The 13,821-nt window shown below is 64.2% G+C and carries 17 protein-coding genes; all 17 read right to left on the reverse strand.

The genetic code is table 11. The annotated features are described in order from the left end of the window. Positions 1-3 precede the first annotated feature (3 nt). Positions 4-552, reverse strand: a complete 549-nt coding sequence (locus LU688_RS05725) for an integrating conjugative element protein (RefSeq protein WP_003158633.1) — start codon at positions 550-552, stop codon at positions 4-6. After that, positions 549-1,154 carry a transglycosylase SLT domain-containing protein gene (locus tag LU688_RS05730; RefSeq protein ID WP_003158632.1) on the reverse strand — a complete coding sequence of 202 codons (606 nt, stop codon included), beginning with the start codon at positions 1,152-1,154 and terminating at the stop codon, positions 549-551. Before LU688_RS05730 ends, LU688_RS05725 begins: the two co-directional genes overlap by 4 nt. Further along, positions 1,136-1,873 carry a TIGR03759 family integrating conjugative element protein gene (locus tag LU688_RS05735; RefSeq protein ID WP_003158631.1) on the reverse strand — a complete coding sequence of 246 codons (738 nt, stop codon included), beginning with the start codon at positions 1,871-1,873 and terminating at the stop codon, positions 1,136-1,138. Before LU688_RS05735 ends, LU688_RS05730 begins: the two co-directional genes overlap by 19 nt. 14 nt (positions 1,874-1,887) lie before the next feature. Then, the gene (locus tag LU688_RS05740) at positions 1,888-2,529 is read right to left on the reverse strand and encodes a hypothetical protein (protein ID WP_003158630.1); all 642 of its coding nucleotides are present in this window, start codon (positions 2,527-2,529) and stop codon (positions 1,888-1,890) included. Beyond that, a complete protein-coding gene (pilL2, locus tag LU688_RS05745) occupies positions 2,526-3,104 on the reverse strand; it encodes a PFGI-1 class ICE element type IV pilus protein PilL2 (RefSeq protein WP_003158629.1) in 579 nt (192 codons plus the stop codon). Before pilL2 ends, LU688_RS05740 begins: the two co-directional genes overlap by 4 nt. Before the next feature lie 233 nt (positions 3,105-3,337). Continuing rightward, positions 3,338-5,617, reverse strand: a complete 2,280-nt coding sequence (locus LU688_RS05750) for a helicase-related protein (protein ID WP_003158628.1) — start codon at positions 5,615-5,617, stop codon at positions 3,338-3,340. 137 nt (positions 5,618-5,754) lie between these two features. Next, on the reverse strand, positions 5,755-6,000 hold the full coding sequence (locus tag LU688_RS05755) for a plasmid related protein (RefSeq protein WP_425311439.1): 246 nt from the start codon (positions 5,998-6,000) through the stop codon (positions 5,755-5,757). A gap of 166 nt (positions 6,001-6,166) precedes the next feature. Next, positions 6,167-7,288, reverse strand: a complete 1,122-nt coding sequence (locus tag LU688_RS05760) for a DUF6094 domain-containing protein (protein WP_003158626.1) — start codon at positions 7,286-7,288, stop codon at positions 6,167-6,169. A 64-nt stretch (positions 7,289-7,352) separates the two neighbouring features. Further along, complete coding sequence (locus tag LU688_RS05765) at positions 7,353-8,003, reverse strand: hypothetical protein (protein ID WP_003158625.1); 651 nt, start codon at positions 8,001-8,003, stop codon at positions 7,353-7,355. Between the two features lie 82 nt (positions 8,004-8,085). After that, positions 8,086-8,487 carry a hypothetical protein gene (locus LU688_RS05770; RefSeq protein WP_003158624.1) on the reverse strand — a complete coding sequence of 134 codons (402 nt, stop codon included), beginning with the start codon at positions 8,485-8,487 and terminating at the stop codon, positions 8,086-8,088. Between the two features lie 94 nt (positions 8,488-8,581). Then, a complete protein-coding gene (locus tag LU688_RS05775; RefSeq protein ID WP_003158623.1) occupies positions 8,582-9,280 on the reverse strand; it encodes a DUF3275 family protein in 699 nt (232 codons plus the stop codon). 54 nt (positions 9,281-9,334) lie between these two features. Continuing rightward, positions 9,335-10,249, reverse strand: coding sequence for a DUF3577 domain-containing protein (locus LU688_RS05780; RefSeq protein WP_003158622.1), 915 nt, complete (start codon positions 10,247-10,249; stop codon positions 9,335-9,337). 376 nt (positions 10,250-10,625) lie between these two features. Then, entirely contained in the window at positions 10,626-11,438 is an 813-nt protein-coding gene (locus tag LU688_RS05785) for a hypothetical protein (RefSeq protein WP_003158621.1), read from the reverse strand. 279 nt (positions 11,439-11,717) lie between these two features. Next, positions 11,718-11,996 carry a hypothetical protein gene (locus LU688_RS05790; protein WP_003158620.1) on the reverse strand — a complete coding sequence of 93 codons (279 nt, stop codon included), beginning with the start codon at positions 11,994-11,996 and terminating at the stop codon, positions 11,718-11,720. 94 nt (positions 11,997-12,090) lie between these two features. Then, a complete protein-coding gene (locus LU688_RS05795) occupies positions 12,091-12,828 on the reverse strand; it encodes a DUF5983 family protein (protein ID WP_003158619.1) in 738 nt (245 codons plus the stop codon). A gap of 212 nt (positions 12,829-13,040) precedes the next feature. Next, entirely contained in the window at positions 13,041-13,433 is a 393-nt protein-coding gene (locus LU688_RS05800; protein ID WP_003158618.1) for a hypothetical protein, read from the reverse strand. Positions 13,434-13,454: 21 nt separating this feature from the next. Continuing rightward, positions 13,455-13,667 carry a hypothetical protein gene (locus LU688_RS05805; protein ID WP_003158617.1) on the reverse strand — a complete coding sequence of 71 codons (213 nt, stop codon included), beginning with the start codon at positions 13,665-13,667 and terminating at the stop codon, positions 13,455-13,457. Positions 13,668-13,821 lie beyond the last annotated feature (154 nt).

A 13,821-nucleotide genomic window follows, 5' to 3' on the forward strand; every position in this document is an offset into this window, starting at 1 on the left:
GCTTCATTGCTCGATGCCGGTGGCTGTGATCAGCACCGGGTAATGTCGCAGAGCCAGGCGCTCGGCCAGGTCGTCACCGGCCACAGGCGCGAGGGCTACGCCCGGCACCAGGGCGCGCAGCCGTGCCAGGCCCTGCACGGTCTCGACGTTAACCACCAGGCCCACCGCGCCGCGCTGGCGCAGCGAGGCCGCCTGACGACGAAGCCAGGCGCGGGACGCCTCGTCGTCGCCGATGACCACAAAGGGCCGCAGGCCCGGCGCCTCTATCACCCGCCGCGCGACGGTGCCAGGTGTGAGCTTGGCACTGCGCACCGGCAACATCGCGGCCTCGTCCATGGGCGTGGCGGGCACCGGGAGCATTGGGATGGGCGGTCGGGCCGGCGCATCGGCGCGCGGCTGAAGGTTCAGAGCCTCGTAGTACGGCAGCGCCGACGCGCCGCCACGGTCTTCGACCACGATCAGCGGCTCGCCGGCACGCGAGGCCAGCGGCAGAGCCGCCAGCAGCACGAGCAGACCCTTCAGCGTGAAGTTGCTCAGAGGGAGGTTCGTCATGGGGATGTCTCCTGGCGCGCAGCGAGGGCCGCGGTGGTTGGGTGCGTGCCCTGCACACGGGCAAGGTGGCGCGACACGCTCCGCCTGTAACGGGCGGCAGGTTCTCCGCCCGCAGGACGGTGGTAGCGACCGATTGCCAGCAACCAGTCCTCGCCAGTGGTGTGCTGCTCTTTCAGGATTTCAGCGGCGATGGAAAGATTGCGGTACGGGTCGAGCAGGTCGCACGCGCTGGCGTAGCGCTGTTGGTGGTAGCCGAGGTTGATCTGGCCAAGGCCCGCGTCGATGCGCGTGTGCGGCGTGGCGCGCATCGCCTGCTGCAAACCGGCGCAGGCGTCGGCGCGTGTTGCGTAACGACGCGACTGGCCAGCGACGTTGAGCGACCACGGCCACGGGACGATGCGTCCATTGCGTCGGATGCCGCTCTCTTGCAAGGCTACGGCGTAGAGCACCGTCGAGGGGATGCCTGCGCGCTGTGCGGCAAGCTGGTAAGCCGGTGGCGGAAGCTCCTGGGCATGGGCGGCGCAGGCGCACAGGCCCGCCGCGATCACCAGTGCGCGCAAGCACTGCGAAACGGAGGTGGCCACTATGGCTGGCGCTGCCATTGACCGTTCACCTCGCGCACGACCGCAGGAAGGTCTCCGGGCAAGCTCAGCGACAGCCACCGCCCGCCATCATGGTTGAGCGTGATGCCACCGCTGCGCACGCGCGCCGGATCGACGTTCGCCCGCTTGGCCCAGTCGCGGATACGTGTGTCGTCCTGGCGGCTGCCGACCATGTACAGGTCGAACTCGGTACCAGAGGATTGCAGGCGCTGCACGAGCTGCCCGCAGGCCGCGCAGCCGTCCTTGATGAACACTGCCGTGCGGCCTGAACCGCGCAAGGGATTGGCGCTTGTGCCGGTGTCGGGCTTGTCGTCAGGCAGGTTCACCCGCTGCATGCCGGGATTCAGGCGCTGCCAGGCCTCGTCGTAGGCACGCTGGTAGGCGAGCAGCTTCTCGACACGGCGTGCCTCGATCTGTACCTGCAGCTCTGCGTAGCGGAGCCGTTCCTCGTCGGTGCGCGCCTCGATGCCCAGGGCGGACAGCGGGTCCAGGTTGGGTGAGTAGATACCCAGCGGCCCATCCATCAGTTCGCGATAGCGCGCCCACTCCTGCGGTTGCAAGCCCCAGTCGCTTGCCACCCGGTCGTCCAAGGCGCGAGTGACCAGCGGACGCTCCTGGCTCTGGGCATTGCCGGCGGGGGCCGTGGTCGGTTGCTGCGCCCAAGCGGACAACTGGGCAGACACCAGCAGAAGCGCGGAAAGGATAATGGCAGGCTTCATGTCATGTCCTCAGCTCAAGGGATCGCCACGCGACGGGTCTGGTCGCCGGCCTGAAACACGGCGGAGTTGCCCTCGACCGCCTGAAAGCGCCATGGGCCGAGCGAATCGCCGGGCAGCAGTACCTCAAGCTGGTCGGGCGTGAAGTCCCCGCTGCTCGGCGCGACGGACAGGCTGCGCTGGCCGGCGCGAAGTTCGGCGCCGACGATGCGGAACGGCAGTGGCAGCGGTTCCGGCTTGGCGTTAGGCCTGCGCGGTGTGCGCGGCTGAGCGGGTGCTGCGGTGCGCGCAACGGTCTGGCGCGTCTTGATTTGCTCGACCTCCGTGCGCAGCGCCTGAAGGTCGTCAGCAGCGGCATAGCCGCTCAGCGTTGTCTCGACCTGGGCAGCGCGTGCTTCCAGGAGTTCGCGGGTGTCTTTAAGGTCTGCCGCCGTTGCGACGGTTGGACGCTGCTGGATGGCCTCAATGGCCTCGGCCAGACCTACCGCCTGCGCTTCGAGACGTTGCAGGCGGGAATTAAGCAGCTCCTGGTCGACCTGCTCGTTCACCGCCTGGTAGCCGAGAGCGACGAAAACGCTGAGGCCGATCAGCCAGAGCCACATCAGGCTCTGCAACATCATGGCGGTGATCGGGCGACGGGGAGACTGCGCGGCATTCATGGCTGGCCTCCCGAAACCGAAGGCATCAGCGGAAACGTCTGCACCGCCTCGGCAGCAGGCGGTTCGTGTTCGTGCTCGGCGGTCGCACTGCCTCCAGCCTGCTCAAAGCAAATCTGCCGTGCCCGGTCATTCGCGTGCAGTTCCCAGGCCGGGCCAGCCAGGGTAAGCAGCGCATCGCGCAAGGTCATGGGGCCAAGATGCAGGTGCGCCGCCGGCAGCGGCAGCGCATACAACTCGGTCACGGCGTGGGCCATCTCGCAAAGCTGGTAACCACTGCGTTTGAGCACATGCCGCAGGCCATCGCCCACCGTGGCACGGGCATCCTCCGGCATGGACACATCGATGGTCTGCAACAGCAAGTCACGCTGCGCTGCCGAGGGTGCCAGCTCAACCAGCGTGTAGCGGCCATAGCGCACGACGGGAATGAACTCGGGTGCCTCGGGTTGGGGAACGGAGGCGATTTCCTCTATGGCGTCTGGTGCCAGTGGCGCGGTCGTGGTGGCGCAGCCGCTGGCCAGGGCAGCGGCCAGGAGACCAGCGCCGACCAGACGCCGGGATACATGGATGGCGGGCATGGCATCGGCTCTTCTGTTGCGATGCCGATACATTGGCGGCGCGATGCCGTGCGGTCAGCCAGGAATGCGAACTGGGTGGTGCCCGGTTTGCTGCCTTGGGCAAGCGCTCGGCCTTCACGGGAACACTTTGGAATGAGAGAAAAACGCAGCCCCGCCCACGAAGAACGCGGACGGGGCTGCAAGGTGGGAAGAACAGAAAGCCGGCGGCGCTAGGCCGGCTTGTGGCGTGGAAATCAGGCGGTGACCAATTGCCGGGCCAGCGCCACTTCGACGGAATCACCGTCCTGGTTCAGGACATCCAGCCCCGATTCGGGCACATCGCCCGAGGTGGACTGCGAGACCATGATCTTCTTGGCCATCAGTTCCAGGCAGGTCATCTGCGAGGAACCGGCATAGCCGAGGTAGATCACGCGCACGGGTTGCTTCTGCCCGATGCGCCAGGAGCGGCGTGCTGCCTGTTGGAGCGAGTACACGTTGTAGCCACTTTGCATGAACACAATCGTCGGGAACTCCAGCAGGTCCAGCCCCGTCTTGACCAGCTCGGGATTGGTGACGAGCACGTCGATGCCACGGTCCAGTTGCTCGGCGATCCAGTCTTCTCTGCGGCTGGCATCCACGCTTGCGCGCAGCACCGCCACCTTGAAGCCTTCCTGCTCCAGCAGCCCCTTCAGGCGCGACGTGGTATCGCGCGTGCCGGTATAGACCGTGTAGGCCAGAACCTTGCGGCCCTGTGTCTTCTCCTGCCTGCAGATCTCGATCAGCTCACGCTCCTTGGGGCTGATCTCGAACTCATTGAACTGAGCCGGGACAAACGCCAAGGTGTTGCGCGTGCGTGGATGCACCACGGTCTCCGACCGGAAGCAGCAATCCGGCCAGGCCAGCAGCACGTTGAGCACCACCCCCAGCAAGGTCGTATCGCGTCGCGCCAGAGCCTGTTTCAGCTCTGCGGTCAGCCGACCCGCCAAATCGCGGTAGGCCGCAGCTTGCGCCACGTCCATCTGGACTTCACGAAACTCCTCGTCATACGGTGGCAGGACGTTGCCACCGATGTCCTTGAGCTTGAGAAATATGGTGAACGGCAGGATGCAACGCAAGACCCCTTTCGGGCCGAAGCCGGGAGCCTTGACCGTGCGCACCGATACCTTGGTGCCCTTGGCCGTCTTGTGCGCCGTGCCGGCGCTCTCGGAGTAGATGTCCTTGAGGACGCCGTGATCGCGCATGAACGCCATCGCAGCCGAGGTCATGCTGCCGCTCGTGGTCGGGCGGTAGCCGTCTTCGATCATCCGCCCTGGCAGTGCCCGGAACAGCAGGTAGAACAGATCATCGCCGTAGCCGCCCATCAGCGTGCCGGTCAGCAGCAAGGTCTTGCGAGCCTTCGCCGCCAGCACGCCCATGGCCTGGCCCTGGGCACTGCCACCGTTCTTGTACTCGTGCGCCTCGTCGGCGATGAGCAGGTCGAACGTGCCTTGCGGCAGGTAGCGTTTGATGAACTCGGACGGTTGGTAGCCGCCCTCGCCAAAGCCAAACTCCATGTTGGCCATCGCACGTTCCATGCGCGTGGCCTGACGGTCGGAAAACACCAGCTCGCCATTGCCGTCCATCAGGTTGATGAACTCGTGGATGTTGTCACCCAGCATCGAGGCCAGGAAGCCGTCACCAAACTTCTGCATCAACTTCTGCGCGGTGACTTCCCCGATGGTCGGGATGCGCTTCAAGGCTTTGAGGACGACAGAGGACTGGTCACTGCCGGACAGACTACGCGGGCGGATCAGCGTCCACAGGGGCGCGGCGCAGTGGCTGCACTTCCTGCGGGACTCCTCGGCTTCGAGCGAGATCGGGTTGACCGGTTCGCCGTCGAGGTCCGTAATGACCGTGCCGCAGTTCGGGCATGCTGCCACGTCGCCGTGGCGGGTGCGCCGCTGGGTGAAGACCGGCTTCCAGTGGAACCCCATCCGCATCCGCACGCGCCCCAGGACGAAAAACTCCTGGCCCGTGGGCTGCACACCCAACTGCTCGCGCAGCTTGATGAGCTTGACCAGCGTATCCGGGCCATTGAGCACCCAGACCTTGGCGCCGGCCACCGTCTCCTGGATCTCGCGCCGCCACTTGTAGACCAGGTGGGGAGGCGAAAGTACCAGCGTGCGGCGGTAGCCTTCGGCGTTGAGCACCGCGGCCGTGGCGATGCCGACGGTCGTTTTGCCGCAGCCCATTTCGCCATTGACGATCGCAGCGCGTTCGCCTTGATCGACCAGCAGCTCGGCGGCAGCATGGACAACGTCGGCCTGGGCCTGGAACAGCTTGCGCTTGAGGCTGGCAACGACGAGTTGCCGCTGTGCTTGCGCTTGGCCGGTATAGACCGGCGGGTTGGCGCGGTTGAGAGAATCAAGCAGTTCGTCGCCGAACTCGCCGACAAAATCCTGAAGGCTCAGGGTCAGAGGGGATGATTCCGCTTCGAGCAGTTCGCCCGGTACGGGCGCTGCATTGCTGGCGGTGGTGTCGAGATCAACGGGCATGGTGATGCTCCATAAAAAGAATGGGGCATGCACCACCCCAGCGGGGCGATGACATGCCCCGTGGTGGGAAGAGAGACGGCGAACCGTCGGTGGTTGGACAGTACAGGCACTCCTTGGCCTGCGGTGACAACTCGCGGTCAGTACTCGTTGGGCAGCAACAGCGTGGTGACGCTGCGATCCCATTCGGTGATGATCCAAATCTTCAGGCCGGGTGTGACCTCGTAAGAAGAAAACAGACGATCCTCGCCGGACTTCAGCGCGGCATCGTTCTGCCGCCTGTCGCTGTCGTCGAGGTCGCCCCAATCGCCGCCGAGGTGGCGACGCAGGTAGGGAGTCGGGTTGAGCCGGCCCTGTCGGACCAGGTCATCGACGCCGCAGGTCATGACCACCTGGCCTGGCGAGAAGCGCAGGCTCGGTGTTTGGCTGATGGAAAGTGCTTGGGCTGCCATGGAAGGCTCCTGGATATGGAGGGGCCACGGCACCCCATCGGGGCGACTGGACCCCGGTAGGTGGAAAAATCGACGGCGAACCGTCGGCGGTGAAAAACAATCAGCGAATGGTCAACACCTCGCCCCGTGTCGGGGAATCAGGCGTCATGTCCCACGCGCGGATGACGGGAACAAACTTGTCGGTGAGGATGCGCGTCTCGGCGATCGAGCCGTCTTCGCGCTCGGTGAATTCCCGCTGGAGCGTCTTGTCCTTGTGGGTGTCACCTTTGACGACGAGCACGCGCCCCGTCTTGGATTGCACGACTCCCGAGATCGCGCCTGCGGCCAGAGCCAGGGCGAGATGCCAGTGGGACAAGGCCCGCGCCGGTGGACGTAGCGTCTGCTGCGCGGCCCCCAACTGCGTATCCCGCGACGGCCAGAGGCCTTGCAGTCTGCCAACCTCATCGGCGAACTGCTCCGGCTCCATCGTCACGCGGAAGAAATGCCCCGGCTCCGCCGGGCTGGCGGGGACGATGTACGGCAGGAACGGCCATTCGCTCGGCAGCTCCTCGGCTTCGATTTCGCCAAGCCCAATCTGCAGCAACAGACTGCGCACGGCCTTGACGGCATCGGGTGTCTGCTCACGCTGACGCACCCGTCGCCCGAAGATCACCACCTGCTTAAACTGCGTTTCCACCGCTCGATAGATCCGCAGGTCGGTGTAGTGGCGTGTCAGCCAGCCGACCAGCTCGGCATCGAGCACGTAGCCGGGGACGATGAAGACCAGCACGCCGCCGTACTGCAACAGGGGCAGCGTGCGCTGGTAGAACAGCTTTTCGAGGCGGGCTCGGCCCTGACCTTGATAGCCAATGTTGCCGTTGACGTCCTTGGACAGGTCGCCATACGGCGGATTGAGCCAGAGCAGACCGAAGGACTGCTTGGAGATCATCGTGTCCATCAGGTCCGCGTGCAGACAGTGATCGACCAGACCACGGGCATGGCGCGCCCGCTCTGCGTCGAACTCGACGGCGAACGCCTTGGCATGCTCGCGCCCCAGGGCATGAGCCGCTTCAGCGATTGCCACGCCTTCGCCGGCGCAGGGATCGAGGATGCACATCGGCCCATTGGATTCAGAGTTACTGGGCATCAATGCGTTGAGCGCTCTTTCGAGCGTGGGTTCGTCGGTCGGGAAGTACCCGTTTTTCACGAAATTGCGGGCGAGCCGCGGGAACATGAGAGCCATGGAAGTCTCCTGGTTGGCGGGGATGATTGGCGCAGGCACGCCTTGGCGTGCCTGCGCAGGTGGGTCAAGCCGCTACCGTTTCCGGCGTCCAAATCTTGGCCGGATAGGGATAGGCGGTGAGCACGTCACTGCGGATCAGCGAGCCGAGCGCCTGGGTCAGCGCCGGCACGTCGATGGCGAGCCGATGGCCCACCAAAGGCCCGAGGGCGAACGGCAGGCGGGTCAGCATCTCGCGGCTTTGCAGCAGTTCCAGCACGGTTTCGCGCCAGTGGTCGAGCAATGGCAGTGGGCAGGTGTCCTGCACCAACGTCCACAGGCGGTCAAGCCGGTGGTCGCTATCGCGGGGCAGCAATGCCAGTGCGCTGGCGTTGGCCTTGTCGGGCTTGACGCAGCGCCGATCGAACAGCCACACGTTGGACAGCGAACCGAACAGCGTTCGCCGGTAGGCGCGGGTCATGCGCTTTTCCAGGCGATCGACGTTGCCGACGAACACCGGGACGCTGCCGCCCTGGTCGGTGATGACGTGGAACTGCTCCAGGCCTTGCTCGTCACGCCCGAGGGTCAGGCGAGCAAGGAACTGCTGGACGGCGGTGTCCCGCGCCCAGATCGACAGGAAGATCAGATTGCCCTGGTCATCGCCGACGCAAGCGTCGGCCATCACGTCCGGGCATTCGTCGATGCGATACAGCGTGGTGGAAGAAGGGTTTGCGGGCATAGTGGTGTCCTCGGATAAGCGGGAACAGCAGCGCCGCTGGGGCAAGTGCTGCCCCTTGGGGTGGTAGGGCAAACGCCCTGGCTCAGGCCGTCAGCGTCGTAGCCGGGGCTGCTTTGGGTATGCGCCTCTGCGCGTGGTAGGCGCGAACGCCTGCACGCCAGTCGGCGGATTGCTCCGGTGCGAGATCCAGATAGGACAGCGGGCACGAGTAGTAGTACGGGTGCATGGATTCGTCCAGCGGCTTGTAGCCCCACTGGCCGCCGCTGCGTTGCAGCAGATCGCAGCGGATATAGCGCAGGGACTGACCTGGCGCGAGATCACGATGTACGCCGTCGGCTTTGGCCGTCACTTGCGTAACAGACCAGAGGACGTTGCCACGCAGTGCGTGGGCGATGACCTTCACGCTGGTGCGCTCGGTCTCTTGCGGTGTGATCAGTTCCGCGATCAGTTCAGACCGCGATTGGGGGGAGAAATACCAGCCCATGAGAGGCCTCCGGGAGAAATGAAGCCGGAGGCTTCCCCCGAGGGGAAGGCCCCCGGCGGGTGGGTGAGGAACACCGCAGATGCAGCGTTCCGTACTACGCGGGTTGCAGTTCGGCCTGGCGGCTCCACTCTTGCGTCTTGAAGTCCAGCGCATAACCCAGTTCGCTCAAGCGAGCGATCTGCGCGCGCAGGGTGCGGCGGTCGATGGTCGAATCCAGTTTCACGGACTCATCCAGCGGCCACAGCAGGCCGAACAGCGCGGCATCGCCCTCTTCGGTACTGCCGGAGGCAGTCGCCGTAGCGGGCGTCGGCGCATCCACACCAAAGGGGGTGGTATCGACCAGCGGGTCTGCGGATGCCTGCACAGGTGCGGGCTTGGCGGGCCTGGACGTTTTGGCTGGTTTGGCTGGTTTGGCCGGCGTTACCGCAGGCTGTTCGCCCAGCTCTTCATCAAGTGGATCGAGGTCCTGAGTGGCGAAGCTGCGTGCCTCGTCACGGCTCAGTTTGTCGATGTCGTAGAGCGTCATTCCGTCCAGACTGGCGCGGATTTCGAAACGCATGCCACCACCGACCGGGTAGGACTTCGGGAAGATGTACCTGATGATGAACTCCCCGTCGTACTTGCCTTCGGGGTATTGCTCCAGCTCCGGGTCCTTGACCTCGAACGTACCGAGGTGCGTGGCGAGGCGACCGACGGTGAAGGGGCCGTTCTTGCCGCGAATGGTGCGCAGCGTGAGTTGGCCGGGGACGACAATGGGCGAAACCGATTTATCGGATGCCGATGTGGCTGCCATGATGGTTCTCCTTAGCGATTGGGAAAACGACAAGGCCCGCGAGGGCCTTGCCGATCAGAACGAATCAGCCAATGCCGGCTCCTGCTTCTCGACTTCACCTTCGGGCTCGCGCTCGGCGGGCTCGGCAGGCTGATCGGCAGCGGGGCCGGCGTCCTCGGCTTCGGACGCGGATGCGTCCTGGGCTGGCGGCGTCTCGGCTTGCGCGGGGCTCGTCGGATAGACCTTGGTGCCGTCGATCTTGATCAGGCCGATGTGGATCAGCGTCGATTCCAGGCTTGCGGCCGGTTCCCCAGCGCGTTCACCCTTGGTGCGGATGTACGGATCGATCTTCATGTCGTTGAGACGGAAGGCGATCAGCACCTTGCAGTCCCCTTCGATGGCCTGCACGCACCGGCGAACCAGATGCTCGGCTTCAGGGGTGGTAACGATGGTGTCGAAGTACCGATACTCCGGTTCATCGACAGGCCCGGCCAGCGCGGCGACGGTGCAAGAGAGGAACGGGTCGCCATCTTTGGGCGTGACGTCCTTCGGACGGCTGAGGTAGCCGATGCCGCGGGTGATCAGCTCGTGATGCCTGATCGAAGCCAGTTCGGCTCGGTCAAGTGGCTCGGCCTTGAGCAGTCGCGCCTTGAGGGACGCGGCGGCTTGGCCTTTCTGCTCGCCCTTGTCGCGGATGTACGCATCGCCCCACAGGTCGCCGAGGCGAAAGCGCACCAGCGGGCGCTGCTTGGGATCGTCAACGCCGATGCAGCGCTCGACCAGCTTCTTGGCCTCGGCACCCGAGACCTTGACATCGAAATAGCGATAGCTGGGGTCCTTTGCGGAACCGACCAGCGCGGCGATGGTGCATGCCAGAAAAGGCTGCGCACGGCGGCCGCCCCGAACAGGCACTTCACGGACACGCTGGATGTAACCGATGCCCGAGGTGTGGAGGTCGAAATACGATTTCTCGTTGGACGTGGTGCTCATGGTGAATCTCCATAGGGATGAAGCGGAGACACGCCAGTCCCACGCTGCGGGGAAAGGTGCGTAACCCCGCGATGGGTTGATAAGGCGAAAGCATCCACCACCAGAGACTGGTGGCCGCTCGCGGATGGATGCGGTGCGAGCTGGCTCGGTCACGCAGTGGGAGCTGCGCCGCAACCTCGAAGACCGATGGTTGCCTGGCATGTCGCTGACAACGTCAGCAGGCATGGGCTCAGCATGGCCTCGCCTCGCGCGCGAGGCAGCCATCAATCGGCATCCGGGCGATTCCCTTTGATGAATCTCCCAGGCAGAAAAAAGGCCCTCCTTCCGAATGGAGGGAGAGCCTGTGGGGGCATGTCGCCTGGTTTTTTTCGTGGTGTCACGCAGGTACAGCGCGGCGCCGTCGGGACGTCTCCGCGCCGATCACGCTCACATCGATCAGACGCCAGCGTCCGTCGTCGATGAGCCGCTCCAGCACTTCGCCGAGCATGTCGAAGTACACCTCGTCGTGCCGATCGACCAACTCGCCGTCGCGGCGCAGCTCCACCGCATAGGTATCGCTGCCGCGCTGGTAGAGGATCGTCACCTGGCCGGCGAACTTCGCGGTCGAAACCGTGAAACTGATCGCCGGGGGCGTTTCGATGATCCTGGACGGCTTCGGATCGACCCAGGTGAAGTCGTGGGCGCCCGCATCGACCAGCATGTGGGTGATGCGCCGGAACCTGTCGGGCGCCGGCATTTCCTCCAACTGCTCGATGAGCTGACCCAGTTCCATGCACTGCGGCTCGGGAATGGGCAGCTTGGCCGGCGCGGAGCCGAGGATGTGTGTCTTGACGGTGTAGGGAGTGCCGTCGGACATCATCTCGGTGCGCTCTTCTGGCGTGTCCGCACGCAGGCCGTCGAAACGGCGACGGGCATAGGGTTGGACATGCACCTTGGTGCCCTCGCTGGGAACGGTGGTCACCAGGTTGGGATCGAGTACCGCGAACTCGCTGGGCTTGAGCTTGACGACGATGGCGTCTTTGCTGGCTGCTACCACCTTGCCGTCGAAGGGCTGGGGATCAATGACGAAGCCCAGTGTCGAGGACTGTGGTTGATCATCGAACACGCGGTACTTGAACGATCGCACGTTGCGCGGCACATGGCCTGCGACCAGCGAAGGCATCAGGGTCTTGATGAGAGAGCGATCCATGTGAATCTCCTTGAGGAAGAACAAGGGATTCCCGCCCGCAAGGGAGAGGTCCCTTGTGGGTGAATGGGCGCGATGCGTCCGTAGGAAGAAACAACCAGCACGGTTTCCCGCGCTTGCAGCCTTGAAGGTCTTGGCTGCCTGGGCATGTGTCGGCAACGCCGACGAACATGGGGTAAGGATGGCCCTTGAGTGAGCGGCCTGCGCTCAGCAAACCGCACCGCGCCGCACCCGCTTTCCTGCGCCGGGACAAGAAAAGGCCCCTCGAAAGGGGCTGGGTGGTCAGGCTTGGTACACGAAGTAGTGTTCGCGCTGACGTGGAAAGAACACGTGCTTCCACGTGTCGCCGCCGGTGTTGCCACCGTCGAAAACGACCATTTCGTAGTCGTCAATGTCGGTGTCGGCCAGATCGGCGCTGGCGATATGGCGCATGTGCAGCGTGCCACTCAAGCGCTCGAATACCAGGATCTGGCCGATGGCGTCGTCCTGGCCCATGGCGTTGACGCAGGCTCCAAGCTGATGCTCGAAGTCGCGTGCGGGCGAGATGAGGTCGGGGAACATAAAGTGCTCCTATGAAATTGGACCAGCCCGGCTCCTAGAAAGGAGACGGGCTGGCATGGAGGGCAAAGAGGAAGGTGGGCTCGTGGTGTGTTTGCTAGGACTCGGCCAGCGGCAAGCCCGGCAACACGGGCGCGTCGGCGTCGAGGATGAGGATGCGCACATCGGCCTGGCCAGCCAGTTCCAGGATGTTCGCCAGGTCGTCTGGCATGCCCTTGCTGCGGTGCTCCTGCCGAAGCTGCTCGGCGGTGATGCCATCGGCGTGCTCCAGGTTCTGGTCCGTCCAGGGCGTTGAGATCAGCTTGACGCCGATCGCCGGGCTGTACGGAACCCGAAAGGCGATGAACAAAAAGGCCTCCGGCGTGGCGAGGTCCGCCAGATTGGCGAGGTACTGGCCGGTTTCCTGGCTGATGTGCGCGCTGCTGATTTCCCAGCAGCGGCTGTAGTAGCCGGTCTCGAAACTCAGGCGCTGCACGATTTCCCGCGCGGCCTCGACCGAATAGCTGTCACCGACGTGGATCAGGCGATCGTCGAAGTCCTCGCCATGAATGGCATAGACCACGGCACCGATCACGCCTTCGCCGTTAACGCCCTCATCGGCATCGCATTCGGCCAGCACCTCGGCGCTTATAGGTTCAGAGCCGTTCGTGACCACCGCGAAATCGCTGGTGACGATGCAGGAAGATGAAATCAGTTCCTGGTCGGAAAGATGTTGCTGGCTCGGGTGGATATTTCGCCAGACATGCGGGCTTCCGTCCTCGTAGCTGATGGACAGCGTGCGGACGATTTTCAAGTTCCAGTAGCCGCGAACAAAGGGATTGGGATTCTGAGACATGGGAACGCTCCAGATTGAATAATGGAGCCAATTCCCGCCACCGGGAATTGGACCCAGTGGGTTGAAAAGGGAAAATGCGTCAGTCGGCGCTGATCGTTGGCTTTGATTCAGCCGCTTTACGCTGGGCTACGGAAAGGAAATCGAGGGACATGGCCGTGTGGACGCATGTCCCTCGTGGGGAACGAAAAGACGGGGGTGTGCCCGAAACGGGCTCACCAGCCGCTGTAGTTCACCATCAAGTCGGCGATGACCTTGCGGCGTTGCAGATCGAGGCCGTCGAAGTCCGACAGCCCGTCGAAGTGGCAGCGCTTGAGCATGGCACCGCCCTCGCGCGCGTTGTAGAAGCTGACCATGGCGGACAGGAACATGCGTTCGCCGCTGCTCAGGACGCCGAGGGCATCATTGAGCAGCAGCATGTTGGGACGCAGATCCCACTTGCTCTTGGCCTGGTTCAGACCTTCACGGGTGCCGTCGCCGAACCATTCGGGGCCAGCGATCTCGGCACCACGCTTCCATGCCTCGAAGAAGGCTTGGGGCGCGGCAGCGAAATGCTGCTCTTCCCGCATGATCTGATCGACGACTTCCTGCGGCAGCAGTTGATTCATGGCGTGATTCCTCCAGTTGGATCAGGGAATGGCGAGCTGGGACCAGCCGCCTCTTTCGAGGGCACGTTGAGCCGCCGCATGGCTGCGGAAGTACTCGTGCGATTCCCGCGAAACGGGACCTTCGGTATCGCGCGTGCCGATGTAGTGGCCGGCGGCGCTTTGCAGGACTTCGAGCGGCAGGAACTTGCCGCAATAGGTCAAGGCCAACTGGCCGAAAGAGGCTTTGTGGGACATGGGTAGGCTCCTTGGAAAAGCGAGGCCTTGTCCCTCACGGGATGGCAGCTCCCGCACGTGGTGGATAAAAAGCATCGGCGTCACGGGGACGCGCGTCCGCAGACTTGATGCGATACGGACTGGCGGGTTACGCGGGAAGAACCCACGGCAGCCT

Origin of the sequence: Pseudomonas soli (assembly GCF_021283165.2) — a bacterium.
In the GTDB taxonomy this organism is placed as follows: domain Bacteria; phylum Pseudomonadota; class Gammaproteobacteria; order Pseudomonadales; family Pseudomonadaceae; genus Aquipseudomonas; species Aquipseudomonas soli.